We start from the raw sequence: 19,415 nt of genomic DNA, 5'->3' as shown, positions 1-19,415 counted from the left end.
TTGTCATAAAGACGGAAAATTCTAACATAAAAGGTTAATTTTTTTGCACTATAATTCTTAAAAATTTTTTAAGGATCAAGCGATGAGAGCCTTTTTAATAGACAGCGAAAATGTGAATTTTGACAATTTTATAAGATCTCAAAAATTTAAAAAAAAGGATAATTTTTTTATAGTTGGCAATGCTACCTTGAAATTTTCCTTAATGGCACTTGAATTTTTACACAAAAGAAGGGTTAAATTTTATAATTTTAATGAGGTGAGTAAGGACTATGCGGATAAGATCATACTTACGCTTTTGGGCTTTTTACTCGCTCAAAAAAAGCTTGAAAAGTGTTTTATAGTAAGTAATGATAATATCTTTAACAAGCTAGGCTTTACAGAAGAATTTTTTGGCAAAAAAATAAGAATCATAAAGATAAACAACGAACAAGCCCCAAGGCTTGATGTAAAGCCTGATTATCACATACAGCTTTTTGAAAAGAACGCTGAATTCATAAGGGATTTGCGCGCACAAAGCAAGAATTTAGGCGAATTTCACCGCGCCTTGCAAAAGCATTTTAAGATACACGGAACGCTGATTTACAAGTATCTCAAAGAGACACACAAGGACGAGTTTTTTAAAACTAGGCGCGAGCCAGCACAACTTACCACGCAGCACCCAAAACTGCTGACACATAAAAGCTCGGGCGTGAATTTGGGCGAAAACGCGGATAAAAACGGCAACGCTGACGAGCAGGAAAATTCAAATTTCACAGGCTTTTTCACGCGCTTTTTCAAAAAGGGCGAGTGAAAATTTAAAAATTTAAATTTGGCTTGAATTTGAGCGTAAAATTTCGCCACACGCAAAATCATCAGTATAAATTTAGCGCAAAATTTGCGAAATGAAAATCAATTTATCCCTTTAAAATTCAAGCCTTGCTTAAAACTTTTGTTGAACGCGACAAGCCTAAAATCACAAGCCACATTGCCACACCACAAGCGATTATGATGAAACCTAGCTTCGTATCATCAAGGCTTAAATCAAAAAAGCCCTCGCCCGAAAAAGCCGCAAACACGCAATCCACGAGCCACATCAGGCTTGCCCCCCAAAATACAAGGGCAAGCGTGCCTATTTTATAGGCGTTTGCTCTGTCTTTTTTATACCAAAGCACCGAGCAAAGAGCCGCTGCGATACAGGTAAGAATTAGGCACATTGTAAATTCGCCTTTTGCGCAAAAGCTTTGTCCGCAAAATGACAAGCGATGAGCCACACAAGTGGGATTAGAACGCAAATTCCACCGCCTATGGTAGCTATTTCCATAAGCATTTCGCTCGTGTTGCCGTCTTTTACGGCTGTGAGAAAGGGAAATTCAGCGATAATCTCGCCGTGGTAGATATGCTCGATAGCCAGCAAAAACACGCCACCCCAAAGCATAGTAATGAGCCACGAAAGCTTGGTAGAAAGGGGGATTTTCGCACTTTTATTTAAGCTAGCGCCTAAATTTTGCTCTTTTTGAGCGACTTTGTGTTTGATAAAGCTTACTACTGCGACTTCTGCAATCGCTGCTGTGAAACACGCCATTGTTTATCCTTTAAAGTAAATTTGGGGTAAATTTTAACACAGCAAGCTTAAAAAGACTTAAAATTTGTAACAAAAAGCGAACGAAATTTGCTATAATGCGTTTTTTATTTTTTTGCAAAGGGCTAAAATGGCGTTTGATTTTGATTTGTTGATAGACAGAAAAGGCACAAATTCAGTAAAATGGGACTTGGATAAAAATACTTTGGCTATGTGGGTGGCGGATATGGACTTTGAGCTAGCACCTTGCATAAAAGAAGCCTTGCAAAAGAGGCTTTCACACGGTATCTTTGGCTATAATATCATACCGCAGAGCTTTTATGAGAGCATTGTTTCTTGGTGGGGCGATTTTCACGGACTTAAAATAGATAAAGAAAGCATACTGTTTAGTAATGGCGTTGTCCCAGCCCTTGCTGCTATGATTAGGCTTTTTAGCAAAAAAGGAGATAAAATTCTCGTTCAAAGCCCTGTTTATCATATGTTTTTTCATATTATTAAGGATAATGACAGAGTAGTTGTAGAAAATAAACTAGCTTACAATGATGGGGTTTATACTGTGGATTTTAAGGACTTAGAGCAAAAACTAGCCACGCAAAGTCCAGCACTAATGATACTTTGCAATCCTAATAACCCCACAGGCAAACTCTTTGACAAGGGTGAGCTTACAAAGATAAGCAAGCTTTGCAAAAAGCACGGTGCAAAAATAATCAGCGATGAAATTCACTGCGACATTGTCGAGTCGCCCTTTTCATATACCAGCTTTTATGAGATAGATAGCAATGCGATCATCACGCTTTCAGCCACAAAGGCCTTTAATCTAGCAGGACTTTGCGGATCCTTTAATATCATCAAAAGCCCATCTTTAAGACATAGGGTGCAAAAAGAATTTCGCAAAAGTGGTATAACAATGCCAAATACCATGATCTTAGAGGCTACAAGTGCTGCCTTTTCGCCAAAAGGCAGAGCCTGGCTTAATGCTATGAATGCTTATGTAGCTGAAAATAAGGCTTACGCGTATAAATTCATAGAACAAAACACACCGTGTAGGGTGGTAAGAAGCAAGGCACTTTATATGATATGGATAGAATGCTTTTGCAAGGATAGTGGGGTGTTGGCTAAATTTTTGCGTGAAAAATATGGGCTTTTTTTATCAAGTGGGGCTGATTTTAGGGGAAATGGCAAGGGCTTTTTGCGTTTGAATTTGGCTTGTCCTAGATCTATTTTAAAACAGGGCTTGGAGAAATTCGAACAAGGCATCAAAGCCTTTAATAAGCTTGGCTTTTAAAGCTTTTTTTGAAAAAGTGTTGAATTTAAGCCTTTGTAAGCTAAGTGCCTTTGAAAAAAAATAGAAGTTAAGAGCTTCTAAAATTCAAGGCAAAGAGAGTTTTTTTATAAAAAAACTTCGTTCTTAAAAAAAGCTATACCTCATCCAAAAACTTATTTTCTAAAAAGATACACTTCACAAAAGAAACCTTGTGAGCTAAAAATCTTATTTTTAGCTATTTTGACAAAACAAATAAATTTAGGCTCAATTAAACTTAAATCAAATTGAAAGGTTTTTAAGTTAACGCCTATGAAAAACAAATACATAATCCGTTCCCAAATTGTCTCAAAAGAAATTTAAGGAATTTTGAAGTATTTCTGCCTTGATTTAGAGGCGAAAAAAACGCTCTACTTTGTCAAATCTCACAACAAAGTTTGTGCAAAATTTTCAAAGAAATTCGCATTTTAACCCTTAAAGAGTGTGAGAAGCTTTCTAAAATGAGTGGCGAGATAGAAGTTGATGAGAGTTATTTTTTACTTCGTTATGTCTTGCAACTGCAAACAGAAGTGGCTTTGCGAAGTGTCGTTTGGCGAAATTTAAGGGCTAAAAAAGAAAATTTTGTCCTTCATTTAAAAGAAACAAAATTTGTATATAATACGAAAAATTTAGGACAAAATCTTTATCAAAATTTATTGAAATTGATAAGAGAAAATCCAGTTAAGTTTAATTGAGCCTAAATTTAACAAAAAAAGAGCTTTAAACTCTCAGCCAAAGGCTCCGCTTAGATAAGCCCTTGTCTTGTCTTTTTTGGGATTTTCAAAGAATTCAGGGCTTTTGCCAAATTCTACAAGCTCACCCAAATGAAAAAAGGCAGCATAATCAGCCACCCTTCTTCCTTGCTGTAAATTATGAGTAACCATGATCATAGTAAGATTATGGCTTAATTCCTTGACAAGTTCCTCTATAACCCCACTTGAAATGGGATCAAGTGCAGAGGTAGGCTCGTCTAAGAGCAGTAAATCAGGGTTTATAGCCAAGGCTCTTGCTATGCAAAGCCTTTGTTGCTGCCCTCCTGAAAGGGCAAGGGCATTTTGATGCAACTTGTCCTTTACCTCCTCAAAAAGCCCCACCTTTTTAAGACAAGTTTCTACAAGCTGAGTTTCCTCGTCTTTTCCTGAGACAAGACCGTGAATTTTTGGAGCATAGGTTATGTTTTCAAATATGCTTTTTACAAAGACATTGGGTTGTTGAAATACCATTCCAACACTCTTTCTAAGTGCTACCACATCGGCATTTCGCACATCCTTGTCATTTACCTCAACAAGTCCTTCGATCTTAGCGATCTTATCATTCATCCTGTTAAAGCAACGCAAGAAGGTGGATTTGCCACAACCAGAAGCTCCAATTAGAGCTGTTATTTTGTTCTTTGCGACATGCATATTGATGTCAAAAAGAGCCTGTTTTTTTCCGTAGAATAAATTTAAATTTACTACCTTTGCTACCATTTTGTCTTTCCTTGAAAGTATTTTCTTAATATTATAGCTGTGAAGTTAAGCACCATAACCAAGCCCAAAAGCACCAAGATCCCAGCTGCTGCTCTTTCTAAAAAGGCTCGCTCTGGCATAGAAGCCCAGTTATAAATGAGAGCTGGAAGCACAGTTGTAGGCTCTGCAAGATTACTGGCAATATCAGGTATAAAGGCTATCATGCCAATTAGCATCAAGGGTGCTGTTTCGCCTATTGCCTGAGCTAGTGCTAAGATTGATCCTGTTAGTATCATAGGAGCAGCCAAGGGCAACACTATGCCACTTACCATCTGCCATTTGGTAAGTCCTAGGGCGTAGGCTGCGTTTTTCATATTCACATCCACGCTTTTTAGGGCTGCCTTTGTGGCTACTATGATGATAGGAAGGCTCATTATAGCAAGGGTTAGCCCTCCTACAAGAGCTGATGAACGAGGCATACCAAAGAAGTTGATAAACAAGGCAAGTCCTAGTAAGCCAAAGATGATGCTAGGAATTCCTGCAAGATTGTTTATACATATTTCTATGGTGTCTGTGATGATATTTTGCTTTGCAAATTCCTCTAAATAAATAGCAGCTGCTACCCCCACAGGCACAGCAACCCCCATACAAACAAGCATACAAAGCACAGTTCCTACAACAGAAGCAAAAACACCCGAGCTTTCAGGTGAGCTTTTTGAATCAGTTCCTAAGAAAAAATTCACATTAAAATGGGCATCAAACTCACCCTTGTGGGTTAAATGATCCACAAGTTCTTTCTCGCTATCTGTGAGCTTATTGAATTTAGACTTAAAATACTGATCAGCCTCAGCATTTGCTAGCATCCAACGAGGCTCATTTAAATTCTCAACCCCACCCTCTAAGCGAAGGGTTCTTTTTTCTGTGCGAGAGAGTAGATTTAAAACAGATTGATTGCTGTCTTTACTGATTAGGACATAGCTTTGTTCTAAGGCAGGAAAGCCCAAATACCCAACACTGCCTAAGAAGATACATAAAAAGAACAAATTTATATAAAGCCCGGCTTTGCAAAACTGTCTAAATCTTTTTGATCCCTTTCTTCTAGCTTTTAGCTCTATGGGATTTAAAATTCTAGCTTTGAGGTTTAATTTTTTAATCATAAGCTCTTTCCTTTGTGAAATTTGTTGATTAAATTCACGCTGATTACATTGATAATAAGCGTTACAATGAAAAGTGTAAGTCCAAGTGAGAAGGCACTTAGGGTTAAAGAGCTGTCAAAGGCCTGATCTCCTTGAAGGGCCTGGACTATATGCACTGTAACTGTTGTCATATCTTCAAGGAAGTTAAAGCTCATATTTGGACGAAGGCTAGCTGCCATAACCACTATCATCGTCTCGCCCAAAGCCCTTGAAAGCCCAAGTAAGCAAGCAGCTATGATGCCTGGCATTGCCTCAGGCAGGATCACAGCAAAGACAACCTCTCTTTTTGTAAGTCCAAGAGCATAAGCACCGTTGATTCTTTTTTCACTCACTGCTTCTATGCAGTCTTGAGATAAAGATGCCACAATGGGAACTATCATAATGCCCATTATAAAGCCAGCTCCTAAGGCACTTTGATAGCTTGCCTCCACCCCAAAAGCCCTAAAAATCCACACTATAAATGGAGCTATTATAATCACAGCAAAAAAGCCAAAAACAACGGTTGGAATGGCAGCAATGACCTCTAAGATAGGCTTTAAGAGATTTTTTGACTTTTTATTTGCATACACGCCAAGATAAACAGCACACATAATGCCAAGGGGCAAGGCAGTAGCCATAGCGATTAAGGAGATATAAAAGGTTCCAAAAAATAAGGACCCAGCTCCAAAAACCCCGTGTCCCACTGTCCCATCAGCATTCACAAAGGCTGCATCTGCTGCCCATTGTGAGCTAAACAAAAAGGAAAACACGCTTTCTTTTTGAAAGAATTTCAAGGCTTCAATTAAGATAGTAAGCATTATGGCAAAGCTTATTACAACTGCTACGAAGGCACAAATGAAGAGGCTAAGTTTGATTAGATTTTCTTTAAATTCACGCATTGATAAGTCTTTAAATTTTGTCCCTTTTTAAGTGGCGTTTTGCGCTTCTTTTGAAAAGGGTTAGCGAAATTCTAAGTAGGAATGGAAACTTTTTGGAAACATTTTGAAGTTTTTTGCTTTTAAGAATTTAAATTTGAATCTTGTGTAAATTTAATGCTTTGAGCTTTTTACTGTGTTTTGAGTATTTGTGTGAATTTTGCATTTTAACCTTGAATTTAAAGGCTTTGAAGCTTTTTAAATTCAAGGCATTTAAATTTATAAGCTTTTTAAATTTGAGCGTTTTCGCTTTGTAAATTTCTTATCAAAAAATGCTTGTTTGAATTTTTTAAGGCTTTGAATTTTAAAGCTTTTTTGATCTTACTGTTTTAAATTCAAAGCCTATTTTTTCTAAATGTAGCTATGGCAAAAAACCAAAATAAGGGCGTATTTGCAAGGGCTATGAGAGCCTTAACTGAGTAATCTGCTAGAGACATAGTTAGGGTTTCAGACATAGTGTTGATGCCCCAAAAGGCTACTGTGAAGAATATTAGCGTGTCTATAAACTGTGCTATTAGGGTTGATCCTAAATTTCTAAGTTGCCAAATTCTAGGCATTATGCTTTTTAGGCTGTAAAAAAGGATGAGATCAAGAGGCTGAGATACGCAAAAGGCTAGGATAGAAGCAAGAGCGATCTGAGGAGTGGCTGCTAGGTATGAGGGATAAAAGGCAAGTAAAAGCGCTAGCATTAGCACCTTTGAAGTGTCTTTTCTTTTATACTTCTCGCTTAAAATGTCAAGGACTAAAAAGCTAAAAGGATAGGTTAAGGCTCCAAAGGTAAGAGGGGTGTTTGGAATTTGAAACTGAACTGTGTAGTTTGAAATAACTATGATAGCACTTAAAAATAGGGCATTTATGATGATGTTCTTTGTTGGCATTTTTGTTTGCTGTGGCATATTTGTTAGCCTTTTTTGAATTTTTTAGTTTTTTAACTTTGTTGTTTTTAAAATGTTTTTTTAAAATAACTGTTAAATTTTATCTTTACTTAAATTTATGCTAAGCTTAAAGCAAATATCTTTGATAAATAGCAATTCTTTTGTTTCGTTTCAGCTTACAACACACAAAATAGCTTTTTACAAAGGCTTAAAAGGACAGCTTGCGTGGCAAATTTAAGGCTTTTTAAAAATAATGCTAAATTAATTAGCTTGAAATTATAACACAAAATGAATGTCAATTACCAAAAATAATTAAGAAAAATTTGTTATAATATTAGGGCTTGTTTTATAAAAATTTACAAAGGGGAACTTATGCTTTTTACAAGAGCTAGCGAGTATGCTTTACTTGCATTGATTTATATTTCTGATAAGGAAAAACCTCAAGATGTTGAAACTATGGCCTTGGAGCTTGAAATCTCAAAAAGCTTTTTGGCTAAGATCTTGCAAGTTTTAGCAAGAGATGGCTTGTTGAATTCATACAAGGGTGCAAAGGGGGGCTTTTCCTTGGTCAAAAGCCCAGCAGATTACACCCTAAAAGAAATAGTCGATAGTGCAGAGAAGAAAGAAATTAGCGTCTTTGAATGCACTCAGGGCGTTTGCCCTACGAACAAGGCTTCAAAATGCTATATGCTACCTGTCTTGCAAGATTTACAAGAGAAGATGGACGGTCATCTTAGATCAGTTACTCTTGCTGATGTTGTTAGAAAATAGATGGCAAAAAGAACGATCTTAAATTTGGTCGCACCGGTAGCTCCATATCTTGCACCTCTAATAGCACCCATAGTCAAGGCAAAGAGTCTTGCTGTTGTGGGCTTTTTGGTTTGCATACTTGCCATTATCATTGTGCCTTTGCCGCCTATGGTTTTGGACTTTTTCTTGGCTTTAAGCCTTGCTATTTCGGTGCTTATCATTTTAATTTCTATTTATATACCAAAGCCAACGGATCTTACCACCTTTCCCACCCTCATACTTGTCATAACACTTTTTCGCCTCGCTCTAAATGTATCTACTACTCGCATGATACTTACAAATGGTCCTCAAGAAGCCACCCAGCCAGGTGCGGTAAGCCACATCATAAGAGCCTTTGGAGACTTTGTTGTGGGTGGAAATTTAGTCATAGGTATAGTTGTTTTTTGTATCTTGGTTTTAATCAACTTTATGGTCGTTACCAAGGGTAGCACCAGAGTGAGCGAGGTGCAAGCAAGATTTACCTTGGATGCTATGCCTGGTAAGCAAATGGCAATTGATGCTGATTTAAATGCAGGACTAATTGACGAGGAGACAGCTAGAAGCAGAAGGCAAGAGATCATAGCAGAGGCAAATTTTTATGGGGCTATGGACGGATCAAGTAAATTCATAAAAGGTGATGCCATTGCTGGCATTATCATCACCATAGTTAACATAATAGGTGGAATTTTAATAGGCTATTTTCAACACGATATGAGCCTAAGCTCAGCTGCAAATACCTTTACCCTCCTTACCATAGGAGACGGACTTGTTTCTCAAATTCCAGGTCTAATCACAGCAACAGCAACAGCCATCATCATAACAAGGGCAAGTAAGGATGAGGAAAATTTCGCCGAGGGCAGTTTAACCCAGCTTTTAAGCGAATACCGCACACTTTTAATAGTAGGCTTTATTTTATTTATCTTTGCCTTGGTTCCTGGTCTTCCTACTTTGTCTTTGGGCTTTATGTCCTTTGTGTTCTTAGCCTTGGGCTTTCTTACAAAGCAGGTAAAGGATGGCAAAATAGATCTAAATACTGCCAAAAAGCTTCAAGCTCAGCAAGAAGTAAGAGCTACTGCTCCTAGAAAAAGCCCCGAAGACATAGCCAAAGAAGAAGAGCATAAGATCAATGACATCTTAAAGCTTGAAATTTTAGAGCTTGAACTTGGTTATGGTTTAATCCGTCTTGCAGAAACTGAGCTAACAGAAAGAATCCGATCTATGCGTAGAAGCATAGCTCAGGCTCTTGGATTTTTGATGCCAAAGATTCGCATTAGGGATAATTTACAGCTAAAGCCAAATGAATACAATTTCAAGCTAAAAGGCGTTGTCATAGCAAGCTCAGAGGTTTATCCTGATAAATATCTTGCAATGGATAGTGGCTTTATCACAGAGGAGGTTGAGGGCATAGCCACAAAGGAGCCAGCCTTTAACTCAGATGCCTTGTGGATAGATGCAAATTTAAAGGACGAGGCTACTTTAAATGGCTATATAGTAATAGATCCAGCAAGTGTGATCTCTACTCATATGAGTGAGCTTATCAAGTCTCACGCTAGTGAGCTTTTAACTCGTCAAGAGGTGCAAGGGCTACTTGATAAGGCTCAAAGGGATTATCCTATTATAGTTGAGGACTGCTTGAAGGTGGCCTCTGTTGGGCTGATTCAAAAGGTCTTAAAGGATCTTTTAAGGCATCAAATTCCCATTAAGGATATGTTAAGCATACTTGAAGCCTTAACCGACATAGCAGAGATCAGCAAGAATTTTGATATGATAATCGAGCATGTAAGGGCAGCCCTTGCTAGGGTGATTACTAATTTATATGTGGATGAGAAGGGAAATTTAGGCATTTATATCTTTGATTCTCAAAGCTCAGCCAAGCTTATGGAGTCCTTACAGCTTAGAGATGATGGCTATCATTTAATGATAAATGTAGCTCAAACAGGAGCCTTAGTAGATACCTTAAAGGCTGAACTTGCCAAGGTCGCAAATACTAGAATCAAGCCTTTTGTGCTTTGTGTTGAGCCTCAGCTTAGAAAATTCATAGCCGATATTTGCTCAAATTTCAATATCAACATAGTGGTTTTAAGCTTTGCTGAGATAGCTGAGAATACAAATTTTGAAACAGAGGGTGTCATTACTGTTGATTTATAGCCCTTGTTTAAATTTAAGCTTGTTGTTGTGGTATTGAATTTAAGCCTTGAATTTAAGCTTGTTGTTGTGCTGAATTTGAATTTTTAGTGAATTTTGTTGCTATTTAAATTCAAGCCTTTGGTGAATTTTGCTGATGTGTTATTTAAAGTTTGAGTTTTGTTTGAATTTTGTTACCACATCATTTAAATTCAAGCCTTGCTTGAATTTAAGCTTAAATTCAGCAGTTTAAATATTTTAAGCTTGAATTTAAGGCTGAATTTAAAATGACGGTTTTTGAATTTAAGGTACTTTGAGTTCTTATTTTTTGGCTTTATTTAAATTTTAAAAATTTGCAACTGCTTTGAATTTAATGAATGTTTTGAATTTAAACAATTTTAAACAGCCCTTCTTTTAAATTTAAAGGCTTATAAGCATCTTGAATTTAAAGATAAGTTTAAGAAAAATTAGATAATTTTGTAATTTTGGCAAAGGTTTTTGAATTTAAAAGCTCATAAATCAAACAAGTTAAAAAAATTCACAAGAAGATTAAGGAAAAATAATGAAAATCTATCATCTTTCACACACAGACTTAGATGGCTATGGGGCTCAGTTTGTGCTTGATTTTTACTTTAAAAACTGCGTTTTTTTTAACTCAAACTACGGACGAGAGATTAATGATAGCTTTAATATGATCTTAAATGAGATAAATAATAAGCTAGAAGAAAATGAAAAATTCATCATTTTCATAAGCGATTTAAATCTCACGACTTCTCAGTGTGAGGACTTAGAAAATGCCATTAAGGATAAAAATGCCAAAATTTTTCTCTTAGATCATCATCAAAGTGGGGCTGAAAGTGCGGCGAAATATCACTGGTATTTGCTTGATAGCTCTCGTTGTGCTACTAAGATGGTTTATGAGTTTTTGTCTAAAATTTATGGGACAGATGAGGAGCTAGGAAGGCTTGTAGAGCTTATAAATGCCATTGATATTTGGCTTAAAGATGATGAGAATTTTGAACTTGGCAAGGTTTTTTTGGCTATGGTAGCTGGTGCAAGGGAGATTAATAGGGTTTTATTCAAAGAAGAAAACACAAAATATATCTTTTTTTTGCTAAAAAATGCTTGTAAATTCATAGGGCAAAAAAACGCAAACATAGCCTTGGAGGATAAGGTGCATTTTTTAAAGAAGGATTTTTTCAAGGCTCAAAAAGATGACACGCTTGGCAATTTACTCTCTCACTATGTGGTAAAGCTTTTGGGCGAAAACAAGGAAAGATTAAGCATTTTTTATGAGGATTATAAGGGAATTTTAACCTATAATATAGGCAATGTCTCAGTCATTGGCAATGATTTTTTGGTGCAAAATAAGGACTTTGACTTTTTCATAGATGTAAATTCAAGGAAGAGCCTTAGTTTTAGATCAAATGACAAGATGGATGTAAGCTTGATGGCTAAGAGCTTAGTAGGAGGCGGCGGACATAAAAACGCTAGCGGAGGGCTTTTTTCTAGCTTTAAGGATAGTAGCGATTATGAGCTTATTAAGGCTCAAATGCAAGATTTGATCACAAGGGATAAGACTTAGAGGCACTAAGGGCGTGCTTTTAGGGGCTAGGCTTTTGTATGCTAAGACAAAAAGCTTGGTTGAACTTTGCTTGAATTTAGGCTGCTTGTTTGCAAATTTAAATTCAAGGCTCTTGGCTAGTTTTTAGAAACAGTTAATCTTAGAGCAAAACTTTTAACAAAGATACTGTAGCCTCTTAAAACAAAGCTTTTTTACAAATGCCTCAAAAGAAGTTTAAGGATCTGTAAGAGTTTAAAGGTATTTTTAAATGCCAAAAGATTTCATAACTTAATTTTACGGTGCCAAATTCTAAGGCAAAGGCATTAATTCAAACTCTTTTTACAAAACTATTTTGCAAAAGCACAAAGCTAGCTGATTTTCACCACTTTTTTACAAAAATGCTAGCTAGCTTATTTTTAAAATGAGCTTATTTTAATAACAAAAGAACTTTGTGCAAATTTTTGTTTTAATTTCAAGCAAGGCGCCTTGAAATAACACATTACAAGGACATTGTGCTTGATGAATTTAATAGCATTAAGTGCTACAAAAAGCTTAATGATTAAGCTTAAATTTAGCTTTTAGATAAAAGTATGGTGGGGGATATTTGATTAAAAATGATTAGTTTTAATTTTACAAAAAACTAGAAAAAATTTGCAAATTCAAAGCCTTAAATTAACTTTAACGCTTATTTAAGCTTGGCTAAAAAGCTTTAAATTAACAGCCTTTCCTTAACTTTGATACCAAGTCAAAGACAGCTACTTGTTTGAATTCAAAGCCTTTTATCGCAAAGAGTTAAAATTTTAAAGCTTGAATTTAGCTTTAAAAAGATGAGCTATGCTTGACAAAATATCATTTAAATTCAAAGTAGGGGTGCTGTAGAGCAGTCTTATTTAAAAGATTATTTTTCAAAAAGCTTTTTTGTTTTAATCATTTTGCAAGGCGAAGAAATTCATAAGAATTCACGCAAATGAGTGAATTTTATAATGTGCTTTAATTTGTGAAATTTTTGTAAGAAAATGTTTCTTTTTTAAGCTTGTCAAAGAATGATAAATATGACATTTCATCTAAGATTAATATTTTTGTGAAAAAGAGCTTTACAAAAGGCGATTGATGTTTTTAGCTTATACAATTAGATCTGAAAGCTTGGTAAAATAGCGTTAAATATATATTTTTGTGTTACATTTGTGAATGGACATTTAGGCAAATTTTGGAGTGTTTTTGTGCTGATCTTTGCCTAAGCAAAATCGCCCTCTTTGTAAGCTTTCTCGCCCTTGTGTTAATAGGATAGTGCAGCAAGCTTTTGATAGCAAAAGAGTGCGAAAAAATTTCAGTGGTGAAATCGAAGAGAGGGAAAGTTATTTTTTGCTTCCTTACACTCGCAACTGCTAATAGAAGGTGCTAAAAGAGTGCGTGGCAAGCGTGGAGTGGGGCTGAAAACGCCTGTGTTTTTACTTCGTGCTATGCACTCGTTTCTTTGCAAGAAGGTATGCTAAAATGCAATCGCACGAGTTTATACACTCAAACACTTGCTCTGCCAAAGAGTTGCAGTCCATAATAAAGGAATTTTCGGAGTTGGCAGAAAGTGAAATTTACAGCGATGGATAAAATCCTACGGTGACTTGGTGGATTTTTTACTTCGCTAGGCTCGTGCCTTTGCAAGAAGTAACAAAGGCTCATTACAGGGCAAAGCATAGCGAAAACGAGTTTGCAAACGAACGAAACCACATAAACGAAATTGTGAATTTCTGAGGACCTTACAAAGGCTAGCTTAGGGGTTTCACGGCAAGAGAATTTTCCTACCTTCATTTGAAGGAGAGTGAATGTCGATTTAATGTCAAGCTTCAGAATGAAAATTTGTATAAAATTTTATTAAAATGACTTAGGAAAATCCTAGCTCATTTTAGCTAAAAGTATCAATCGCCAAATTTTTTGAAGGCTATCTTTCAAGAAAGTATTGATTTATCATTCTGAGCCACTGGCGAAGAAGCCGTCAATTTAAGGCATTTCTTCATAAATTCGTGGCTTCTTAACACACGCTCAATGACAAATATGGTATGGCTCAAGACAACTTAAGCTCAAATAAAAAAGCTTCAAGTTATGATTACAGCGATGAAAAACAAGTATATAATTCGTTCCCGAATTTCGCAGATATAATTTAAGGAATTTTGAAGTATTTCTGCCTTGATATTAAAGCCTCTAAAATTGCAAAATTAAGTAACAATTCTTGCCAAAGTATCAATAAAATCATCAAAAATATTAGAGTATTAATTGCAATAGAATGTGAAAATATTTCAAAAAGGTGAAATAGAAATTGATGAAAGCTATTTTTTACTTCGTTTCGTCTTGCAACTGCAAGCAGAAGGTGCAAAAAGAGGCAGAGGCAAAAGAGGCAGAGGAGCTAGCAAAAAAACACCTGTGTTTTTACTTCGTGTTACGCGTCTTGCAACTTTGCAAGAAGGTATGTTAAAACGCTAGGCTAGCGTTTATACTCAAGTAATAAAGAATTGTTCTAGTAGCGAGCTTTTGCCAATTTTATCAGGCTTTGCAGAATTAGAATCTAGCATAATTTATAGTGATACTTGGAAAGCTTATGATTAACTTGTAGTTTTCGGTGATAAAGAACATTTAGAGTAAAACACTCAAAAAATGAGTTTAGCTTAGCTAAGAATCACATAAATGCAATTGTGAATTTCTGAGGTTTTACTAAACATAGCTTAGCTAAATTTAAAGAAATTAAAAAAGAGAATTTTATGCTTCATCTAAAGGAAACAGAATTTAGATATAATGCTAAAATTCAAGGTCAGGATTTGTATAAAATCTTGCTAAAAATGATAAGAAATCAAGCGCTTAAATTGTCTTGAGCCTATAAAATTTGCTTTTATATATCATTAACACGATTTTAAACCTTACTAATTAGCATTATTTTGTTCGTTTTAGCTTATTTTGGTGTAGTCATATTCAAAATTTTAAATAAGGTTTTGTTTCTAAATTTAGCTATTTGCAATAAATCTTGCGTTGATAGTAGAGTTACAAACAAATCTATACGCTCATTTTTAGGTATAAACGAAACTACGCCCTCAAAACTACATTTGGTGTATGGTATAGGTTTAAAAATACCTTTATCTTGTTTCACTTCCTCTTTTTTAATATCTTTAAGATCTGCAATGATATATCCAAAAAATTTGCATTGCTCTACTTGTATATTTACTCCACTTTTGGTCTTAGCGTTTTTATAGATTTTGGTGGCATATTTTTTAAGTTGTTCTATCATTTCGCCAGCATTGTGAGCTTTTGTAAGCTTTTTTAGTTCTACCAACACTATATGTTTAGGTTCGTCCTCATCATCAATAAAGGGATTTAGATAAAATTCGATATCTACATTGGATTCACCACTTTGTGCATTATGTGCTTCAAAGAAATATGAAAATTTATCATCTAAAAGCCATAAATTATGATTGGCAACTTCTAAATTTTTGCATTTTCTATCTGTCAATAATTGATGAAATTCATCCTCATCAAAACTAGAATCACCCATCATTCTTTCTAACAAAGCCAAAACTCTTTCTCTATGTTTAACGTAAAGATATAGTGCGGATTTTTGCAGCCTAGAATCTAGTTGAGCATCATTAGATTCCCAAAAGGCTTGCTCTAATTTACCCTTTTCTTTTATTGCATCTTGTATAAAATCTGTTTTTTGTTGAATTTGATAGCCCTTAATAGAATCAAAACTAGGCATAAAATCAGCCAAAAATGGGAGTTCATTTTTAGTGTTACTTAAATTATGGCACGATTCTTTCTGTTGTCTTTTAATAAACACTTCAAATTCTTTGTCTAAAATTTTTGTAATTTCTTGTTCCAAATCTTGCTTAATATCATCTATTTCAGCATTTAAACCATAAGGTGTGATTCTATCATCTAATAATGGCGAAGCTATATAAATTTTTTTCTTTAACCCCTTAATAATTCTATCGTATCTTACTCTTTTATCAATGAGAAGTTTATGGGCAACTAATTTTATATCCAAATTTGCATTAGAATCTACGATAAGAATTTCTAAATTGTATTGTTGGCTATTTATTTGGATAGAAAAATCTTTTTTGTTAATTTTGGATATTTCTATATTTTTTTCATTACTGTCTATGTTAATATGAATTTTTAAATCATTAAAATCATAGAGCAAAAACGCAAAATTATCCAAAATCCATTCCTCAAAATCATCAATAATCTTAAACTTTTTTACAAAAGTTTCCATATAACTTTTATCGACATTTAAATTTAAAGTTGTACCGTTTGGATTGTTTGTATCTTGTGGTTTCTCATTAATAGTTGTAAATAAATCAATTTTGGGCGGATATACAAAAGAAAATGACTGCCTATTATGTGCTGTGCCAAAAGATATATTGTTACCAAAATAAACAAACACTAACCTACCTAAACCTTTGCTTGGTAAGTTATTTTCTTGTTTTAACAATTTGATTGTGCTATATCAAAAAAGATTTTCTTATCAGATTCTGAAAAGCCTATACCATTATCTACAATCTTGACACTATTATTTTGCGAATTAATATAAATAGAAATTTCAGGCAAATATCCTTGATTTCCTTGTTTATATTCTAAAATGCAAGCGTGTATAGCGTTATAAATAGCCTCACGCAATATCAGCTCTACCGCATTTTTCTTGCTTTTATAAAAGCTAGTAGCCAATCTCATAAGACTAGCATAGGTGTCCATATTTACCCCTTAACAATCTTAAATTTTATCTCGCAATCATATACAATTTCCCTTAATGCAAGCTAATAGCTTTATAAATATAACTCTGCATTAAGTCCCATTTGTTCATACGATGCAAAAATCACCGTTTAAGATCTGCCATATAGAAAAAAATTCCGTTTATACTACCAAATATATATTTTAGCAAAATTACTAAAATATTATTTTTTCATCTTTCTTGTTATCGGTATATTTTATGTTTATATTTTTATCTTTGATTTTTGCATATACATTTGGGTATAAAATTTTAGTTTTTTCTCTATTTGCTTGTGTGTATGTTTTGCCATTTTTAATCTTATCCCAATCCATACACCCACATATAAAAACTTTATCTTTTTCTTCATAATTTTTAGCATAAGAAATAAGCTTTCTTGTTTCATAGTCTGGTTCATAATGATGAATATTAGTGGGAATCTTATCATTTAATTCTTTAAAAAACACTTTTGGACTAAATGGATTTGTTTTTCCACTTTGAATCTCTAATATTTGCAATAAAAGCTGATATTTATTACCTAAAAATGTGCTGAGGTTAAAGCCATACTCTACATCAAGCAATAAGGTTTGAGTCGAATGCTTTTTAATTAGTAATAAATAAAAAGGTGTTGTTTTGGTATCAAACAATATTACTAATTTAATTTTATTGTGTCTATAATCAAAAATTGCATAAGTTTCATTTTTGGCTTTCATATCCTTATACAAAGTTTCTAATCCTGTCATTTTTATTTTCATTTTTTCTCCCTTCTCTATAATAAATATTTACAATACAATTTAATTGCACTCACATATTTAGTTTATAAAAGACCAACATTCCTTTGCCAACCCTTGCAATCTCTCCACAAGTTCTACCACTTGTGTATATGTACTTTGTTTTGTAGATAAATTTGCCTTATTGACTGCTTTTGAGTTTTTAATCGCGGTTAGTAAATGACTAGTGATAATGTCCCTAAAATCATAATCCTTGCTATAATGTGGCAAATTTTTCTTAAAATCCTTGTGCTTTTGCACTTGAAGGCAAGGGCTATTACCGCCAAAGTGCTGTGTTGTTGCGGTAAAATGACACAATATCCAAAATTCAAAGCAAGGGTCTGAGACTATGGCTTTAAGAATAGTATTTTTTAATTTTATGCTTTGCACCTTACTCAATGCTTTGTCAAAATCTTTGTGTGTGTCTCTATCAATCACACAATAAATCTCATCATATTCGCTCACTTTTTTTGCCTTTTGCCCTACGTAGTTTATGACTTGCATAGGCGTTGGGTGTGAGCTTGGGAGTATCTCAATGCTAACACTTGTCAATTTTAGAAAATTTTTCAGCCGATTGAAGTAATTTTTCTCCGTTTTTTCACCCTCGCAGACAATTAAAATAACTTTTTTAGGCGTTAAATTTCTTTGAAATCTTTTAATGTGTGTTTTATTTTTTCTCATTACTTGCCTTATATTTCTTGTAAATTTGGCAAAGCCCCAAAACGTCCCAAAAGATAGGATTTTTCATAGTCTATATTTTCACGCAAACCTTTAAAATCGCTCAAAGAGTAGATTTTGGTGGCTTTGTTTCGTTTCTCGCAAAAATAAATTTGGTCCTTTCTAAAAATGTCTTTATTTAAAACCGAAGTTTCGTGCGTGGTAAAGATGAGCTGGGCGTTTTTGGTGTTGATTTTTTCATTGTGAAAAAGGCTGATGATAAATCTTGTCATCGCTGGGTGTAGGTGGTTGTGAAGCTCATCCACAACTAAAACGCGTCCATTTTGTAAAGTATCCAAAATGGGTCCTAAAAATTTAAAAAATTTCTGCGTGCCATCTGATTCTAAAATCATATTTAAAACAGTGGGCCTACCTTGTTGGTTCAAATGAATCGTTTTTATATCACTCTCTAACATTGTTGTATCAGTAGTATTTCCTAACTTATTTAAAAGCTTATTTGAATTATCTATTTCTACTTTATTTTCATTGATTTCCAAAAATTCAATATCCAAATCCGCACGCTTTAAATAATCCAAAATTTGCTGCGGATTATTTTTGAAAGCCTCAACGCTAATTTCTAGCGAATTACTAAACCAATCAGTCAAGCTAATCCCAATATAAAAAAACCAATCAAAAACAGGTTTTAACTGCTCACTATTTAACTGAATGGCAGTGGATAAAAAAAGTGCATTATCTCTTGTGGTGTTTTTCCACAATTCCTTTTCACCTAAAAAATTTTTACCAAATTTATACACCTCTTTTTTATTTTTTTTATCATAAGAACGCAAAAACCACTCTTGTTCCCTACCATTTGGATAAGCATAAAGCCACTCCTCAACAATTCTCTCTCGCGTAACACTAAAACCATATCTATATCTAATGTTTTGAGTAATAAAAGATACTTCAAATTCGGTGGGTTCATTTTCATTTTTACCAAGAAAAAAGGGAATTATAAGAAGCTTATCGCCCCTTTGCCAACTAGCACTTTGAGTTACAAAATGTTTTATTCTTATAAAAGCCTTGATAAAATTAGACTTACCGGCTGCGTTTGCACCATAAATAGCCACACTTTTTAGGAGTGAAAATTTTTCATTTTCTGGCTCAAAAGTGTTGCTTTTATGCTCTTTTTGCGACCCAGCAACAAGACTTAAAACCTGTTCATCTTGTATAGACAAGAAATTTTTTACCCTAAATTCAATTAGCATTGCTTTTCCTTATAAAGACATAAAATCTTAAAAGCGTGATTATAACACATTTTAGATTAACTTTTTTACAAATTTTTGAAAATTTTGCAATTAAAATATCTTTATACATAAATTTAGGACTTAGTTATCAAAACTAACTCAAAATACCCCAAGTGACTTAAAATTACAAAAGCTCACTCATTTGCCACCGTGAGCTAGTTGAATTTCTTTC

Annotated in this window: 16 protein-coding genes and 3 pseudogenes; 8 read left to right on the top strand and 11 right to left on the bottom strand. The window is 34.4% G+C overall.

Annotation, left to right across the window (positions count from 1 at the left end; translation table 11 throughout):
* Positions 1–82 precede the first annotated feature (82 nt).
* On the top strand, positions 83–790 hold the full coding sequence (locus DMC01_RS00765) for a hypothetical protein (protein WP_142692399.1): 708 nt from the start codon (positions 83–85) through the stop codon (positions 788–790).
* Between the two features lie 118 nt (positions 791–908).
* Here DMC01_RS00765 and DMC01_RS00760 read toward each other — a convergent pair whose 3' ends face one another.
* A complete protein-coding gene (locus DMC01_RS00760) occupies positions 909–1,193 on the bottom strand; it encodes a hypothetical protein (RefSeq protein ID WP_142692398.1) in 285 nt (94 codons plus the stop codon).
* Positions 1,184–1,561, bottom strand: coding sequence for a hypothetical protein (locus tag DMC01_RS00755; RefSeq protein WP_142692397.1), 378 nt, complete (start codon positions 1,559–1,561; stop codon positions 1,184–1,186). Before DMC01_RS00755 ends, DMC01_RS00760 begins: the two co-directional genes overlap by 10 nt.
* Positions 1,562–1,688: 127 nt before the next feature.
* Here DMC01_RS00755 and DMC01_RS00750 point away from each other — a divergent pair, with 127 nt between their 5' ends.
* Together DMC01_RS00750 and DMC01_RS00745 are read left to right on the top strand one after the other, a co-directional pair.
* Positions 1,689–2,843 carry a MalY/PatB family protein gene (locus DMC01_RS00750; RefSeq protein WP_142692396.1) on the top strand — a complete coding sequence of 385 codons (1,155 nt, stop codon included), beginning with the start codon at positions 1,689–1,691 and terminating at the stop codon, positions 2,841–2,843.
* 288 nt (positions 2,844–3,131) lie between these two features.
* Positions 3,132–3,553, top strand: a pseudogene (locus DMC01_RS00745) (hypothetical protein).
* Between the two features lie 33 nt (positions 3,554–3,586).
* Here DMC01_RS00745 and pstB read toward each other — a convergent pair.
* From pstB to DMC01_RS00725, 4 genes are all read right to left on the bottom strand, one after another.
* Positions 3,587–4,327 (bottom strand): phosphate ABC transporter ATP-binding protein PstB, encoded by a 741-nt coding sequence (gene pstB, locus DMC01_RS00740; protein ID WP_142692395.1) that lies wholly within the window; start codon positions 4,325–4,327, stop codon positions 3,587–3,589.
* The gene (gene pstA / locus DMC01_RS00735; RefSeq protein WP_142692394.1) at positions 4,321–5,463 is read right to left on the bottom strand and encodes a phosphate ABC transporter permease PstA; all 1,143 of its coding nucleotides are present in this window, start codon (positions 5,461–5,463) and stop codon (positions 4,321–4,323) included. Before pstA ends, pstB begins: the two co-directional genes overlap by 7 nt.
* Complete coding sequence (gene pstC / locus DMC01_RS00730) at positions 5,460–6,380, bottom strand: phosphate ABC transporter permease subunit PstC (RefSeq protein WP_142692393.1); 921 nt, start codon at positions 6,378–6,380, stop codon at positions 5,460–5,462. Before pstC ends, pstA begins: the two co-directional genes overlap by 4 nt.
* 371 nt (positions 6,381–6,751) lie before the next feature.
* Complete coding sequence (locus tag DMC01_RS00725; RefSeq protein WP_142692392.1) at positions 6,752–7,312, bottom strand: queuosine precursor transporter; 561 nt, start codon at positions 7,310–7,312, stop codon at positions 6,752–6,754.
* A gap of 351 nt (positions 7,313–7,663) precedes the next feature.
* On the opposite strand from DMC01_RS00725, the gene DMC01_RS00720 reads away from it, so the two are divergent.
* The 5 genes and pseudogenes from DMC01_RS00720 (at position 7,664) to DMC01_RS00700 (ending at position 14,629) form a co-directional block, all read left to right on the top strand.
* Entirely contained in the window at positions 7,664–8,062 is a 399-nt protein-coding gene (locus tag DMC01_RS00720) for an Rrf2 family transcriptional regulator (protein ID WP_142692391.1), read from the top strand.
* A complete protein-coding gene (gene flhA, locus DMC01_RS00715; RefSeq protein WP_142692390.1) occupies positions 8,063–10,228 on the top strand; it encodes a flagellar biosynthesis protein FlhA in 2,166 nt (721 codons plus the stop codon).
* A 538-nt stretch (positions 10,229–10,766) separates the two neighbouring features.
* Positions 10,767–11,789, top strand: a complete 1,023-nt coding sequence (locus DMC01_RS00710; RefSeq protein WP_142692389.1) for a DHH family phosphoesterase — start codon at positions 10,767–10,769, stop codon at positions 11,787–11,789.
* 1,144 nt (positions 11,790–12,933) lie between these two features.
* Positions 12,934–13,646 (top strand): annotated as a pseudogene (locus tag DMC01_RS16310) (IS1595 family transposase).
* A gap of 219 nt (positions 13,647–13,865) precedes the next feature.
* Positions 13,866–14,629, top strand: a pseudogene (locus DMC01_RS00700) (IS1595 family transposase).
* Positions 14,630–14,706: 77 nt separating this feature from the next.
* Here the strand turns inward: DMC01_RS00700 and DMC01_RS00695 are convergent.
* The 5 genes from DMC01_RS00695 to DMC01_RS00675 form a co-directional block, all read right to left on the bottom strand.
* Positions 14,707–16,239 (bottom strand): hypothetical protein, encoded by a 1,533-nt coding sequence (locus DMC01_RS00695; protein ID WP_142692388.1) that lies wholly within the window; start codon positions 16,237–16,239, stop codon positions 14,707–14,709.
* Entirely contained in the window at positions 16,233–16,499 is a 267-nt protein-coding gene (locus DMC01_RS00690) for an ATP-binding protein (RefSeq protein WP_142692387.1), read from the bottom strand. The genes DMC01_RS00695 and DMC01_RS00690 overlap by 7 nt, the downstream gene beginning before the upstream one ends.
* A gap of 192 nt (positions 16,500–16,691) precedes the next feature.
* Positions 16,692–17,267 carry a DUF6037 family protein gene (locus DMC01_RS00685; RefSeq protein ID WP_246058918.1) on the bottom strand — a complete coding sequence of 192 codons (576 nt, stop codon included), beginning with the start codon at positions 17,265–17,267 and terminating at the stop codon, positions 16,692–16,694.
* A 57-nt stretch (positions 17,268–17,324) separates the two neighbouring features.
* Complete coding sequence (locus tag DMC01_RS00680; protein ID WP_142692386.1) at positions 17,325–17,963, bottom strand: RloB family protein; 639 nt, start codon at positions 17,961–17,963, stop codon at positions 17,325–17,327.
* Positions 17,964–17,971: 8 nt separating this feature from the next.
* Positions 17,972–19,204, bottom strand: coding sequence for an AAA family ATPase (locus tag DMC01_RS00675; protein ID WP_142692385.1), 1,233 nt, complete (start codon positions 19,202–19,204; stop codon positions 17,972–17,974).
* Positions 19,205–19,415 lie beyond the last annotated feature (211 nt).

Origin of the sequence: Campylobacter troglodytis, from assembly GCF_006864425.1 — a bacterium.
Taxonomy (GTDB): Bacteria; Campylobacterota; Campylobacteria; order Campylobacterales; family Campylobacteraceae; genus Campylobacter_D; species Campylobacter_D troglodytis.
The sequence above is the reverse complement of the archived record's forward strand: the minus strand, read 5'-3'. Positions and strand labels throughout refer to the sequence as shown.

What these genes read in the sequence shown, in the direction of transcription:
- DMC01_RS00765 (WP_142692399.1), top strand. Translation starts at nt 83, where the DNA reads ATGAGAGCCTTTTTAATAGACAGCGAAAATGTGAATTTTGACAATTTT.
- DMC01_RS00760 (WP_142692398.1), bottom strand. Translation starts at nt 1,193, where the DNA reads ATGTGCCTAATTCTTACCTGTATCGCAGCGGCTCTTTGCTCGGTGCTT.
- DMC01_RS00755 (WP_142692397.1), bottom strand. Translation starts at nt 1,561, where the DNA reads ATGGCGTGTTTCACAGCAGCGATTGCAGAAGTCGCAGTAGTAAGCTTT.
- DMC01_RS00750 (WP_142692396.1), top strand. Translation starts at nt 1,689, where the DNA reads ATGGCGTTTGATTTTGATTTGTTGATAGACAGAAAAGGCACAAATTCA.
- pstB (WP_142692395.1), bottom strand. Translation starts at nt 4,327, where the DNA reads ATGGTAGCAAAGGTAGTAAATTTAAATTTATTCTACGGAAAAAAACAG.
- pstA (WP_142692394.1), bottom strand. Translation starts at nt 5,463, where the DNA reads ATGATTAAAAAATTAAACCTCAAAGCTAGAATTTTAAATCCCATAGAG.
- pstC (WP_142692393.1), bottom strand. Translation starts at nt 6,380, where the DNA reads ATGCGTGAATTTAAAGAAAATCTAATCAAACTTAGCCTCTTCATTTGT.
- DMC01_RS00725 (WP_142692392.1), bottom strand. Translation starts at nt 7,312, where the DNA reads ATGCCACAGCAAACAAAAATGCCAACAAAGAACATCATCATAAATGCC.
- DMC01_RS00720 (WP_142692391.1), top strand. Translation starts at nt 7,664, where the DNA reads ATGCTTTTTACAAGAGCTAGCGAGTATGCTTTACTTGCATTGATTTAT.
- flhA (WP_142692390.1), top strand. Translation starts at nt 8,063, where the DNA reads ATGGCAAAAAGAACGATCTTAAATTTGGTCGCACCGGTAGCTCCATAT.
- DMC01_RS00710 (WP_142692389.1), top strand. Translation starts at nt 10,767, where the DNA reads ATGAAAATCTATCATCTTTCACACACAGACTTAGATGGCTATGGGGCT.
- DMC01_RS00690 (WP_142692387.1), bottom strand. Translation starts at nt 16,499, where the DNA reads ATGGACACCTATGCTAGTCTTATGAGATTGGCTACTAGCTTTTATAAA.
- DMC01_RS00685 (WP_246058918.1), bottom strand. Translation starts at nt 17,267, where the DNA reads ATGAAAATAAAAATGACAGGATTAGAAACTTTGTATAAGGATATGAAA.
- DMC01_RS00680 (WP_142692386.1), bottom strand. Translation starts at nt 17,963, where the DNA reads ATGAGAAAAAATAAAACACACATTAAAAGATTTCAAAGAAATTTAACG.
- DMC01_RS00675 (WP_142692385.1), bottom strand. Translation starts at nt 19,204, where the DNA reads ATGCTAATTGAATTTAGGGTAAAAAATTTCTTGTCTATACAAGATGAA.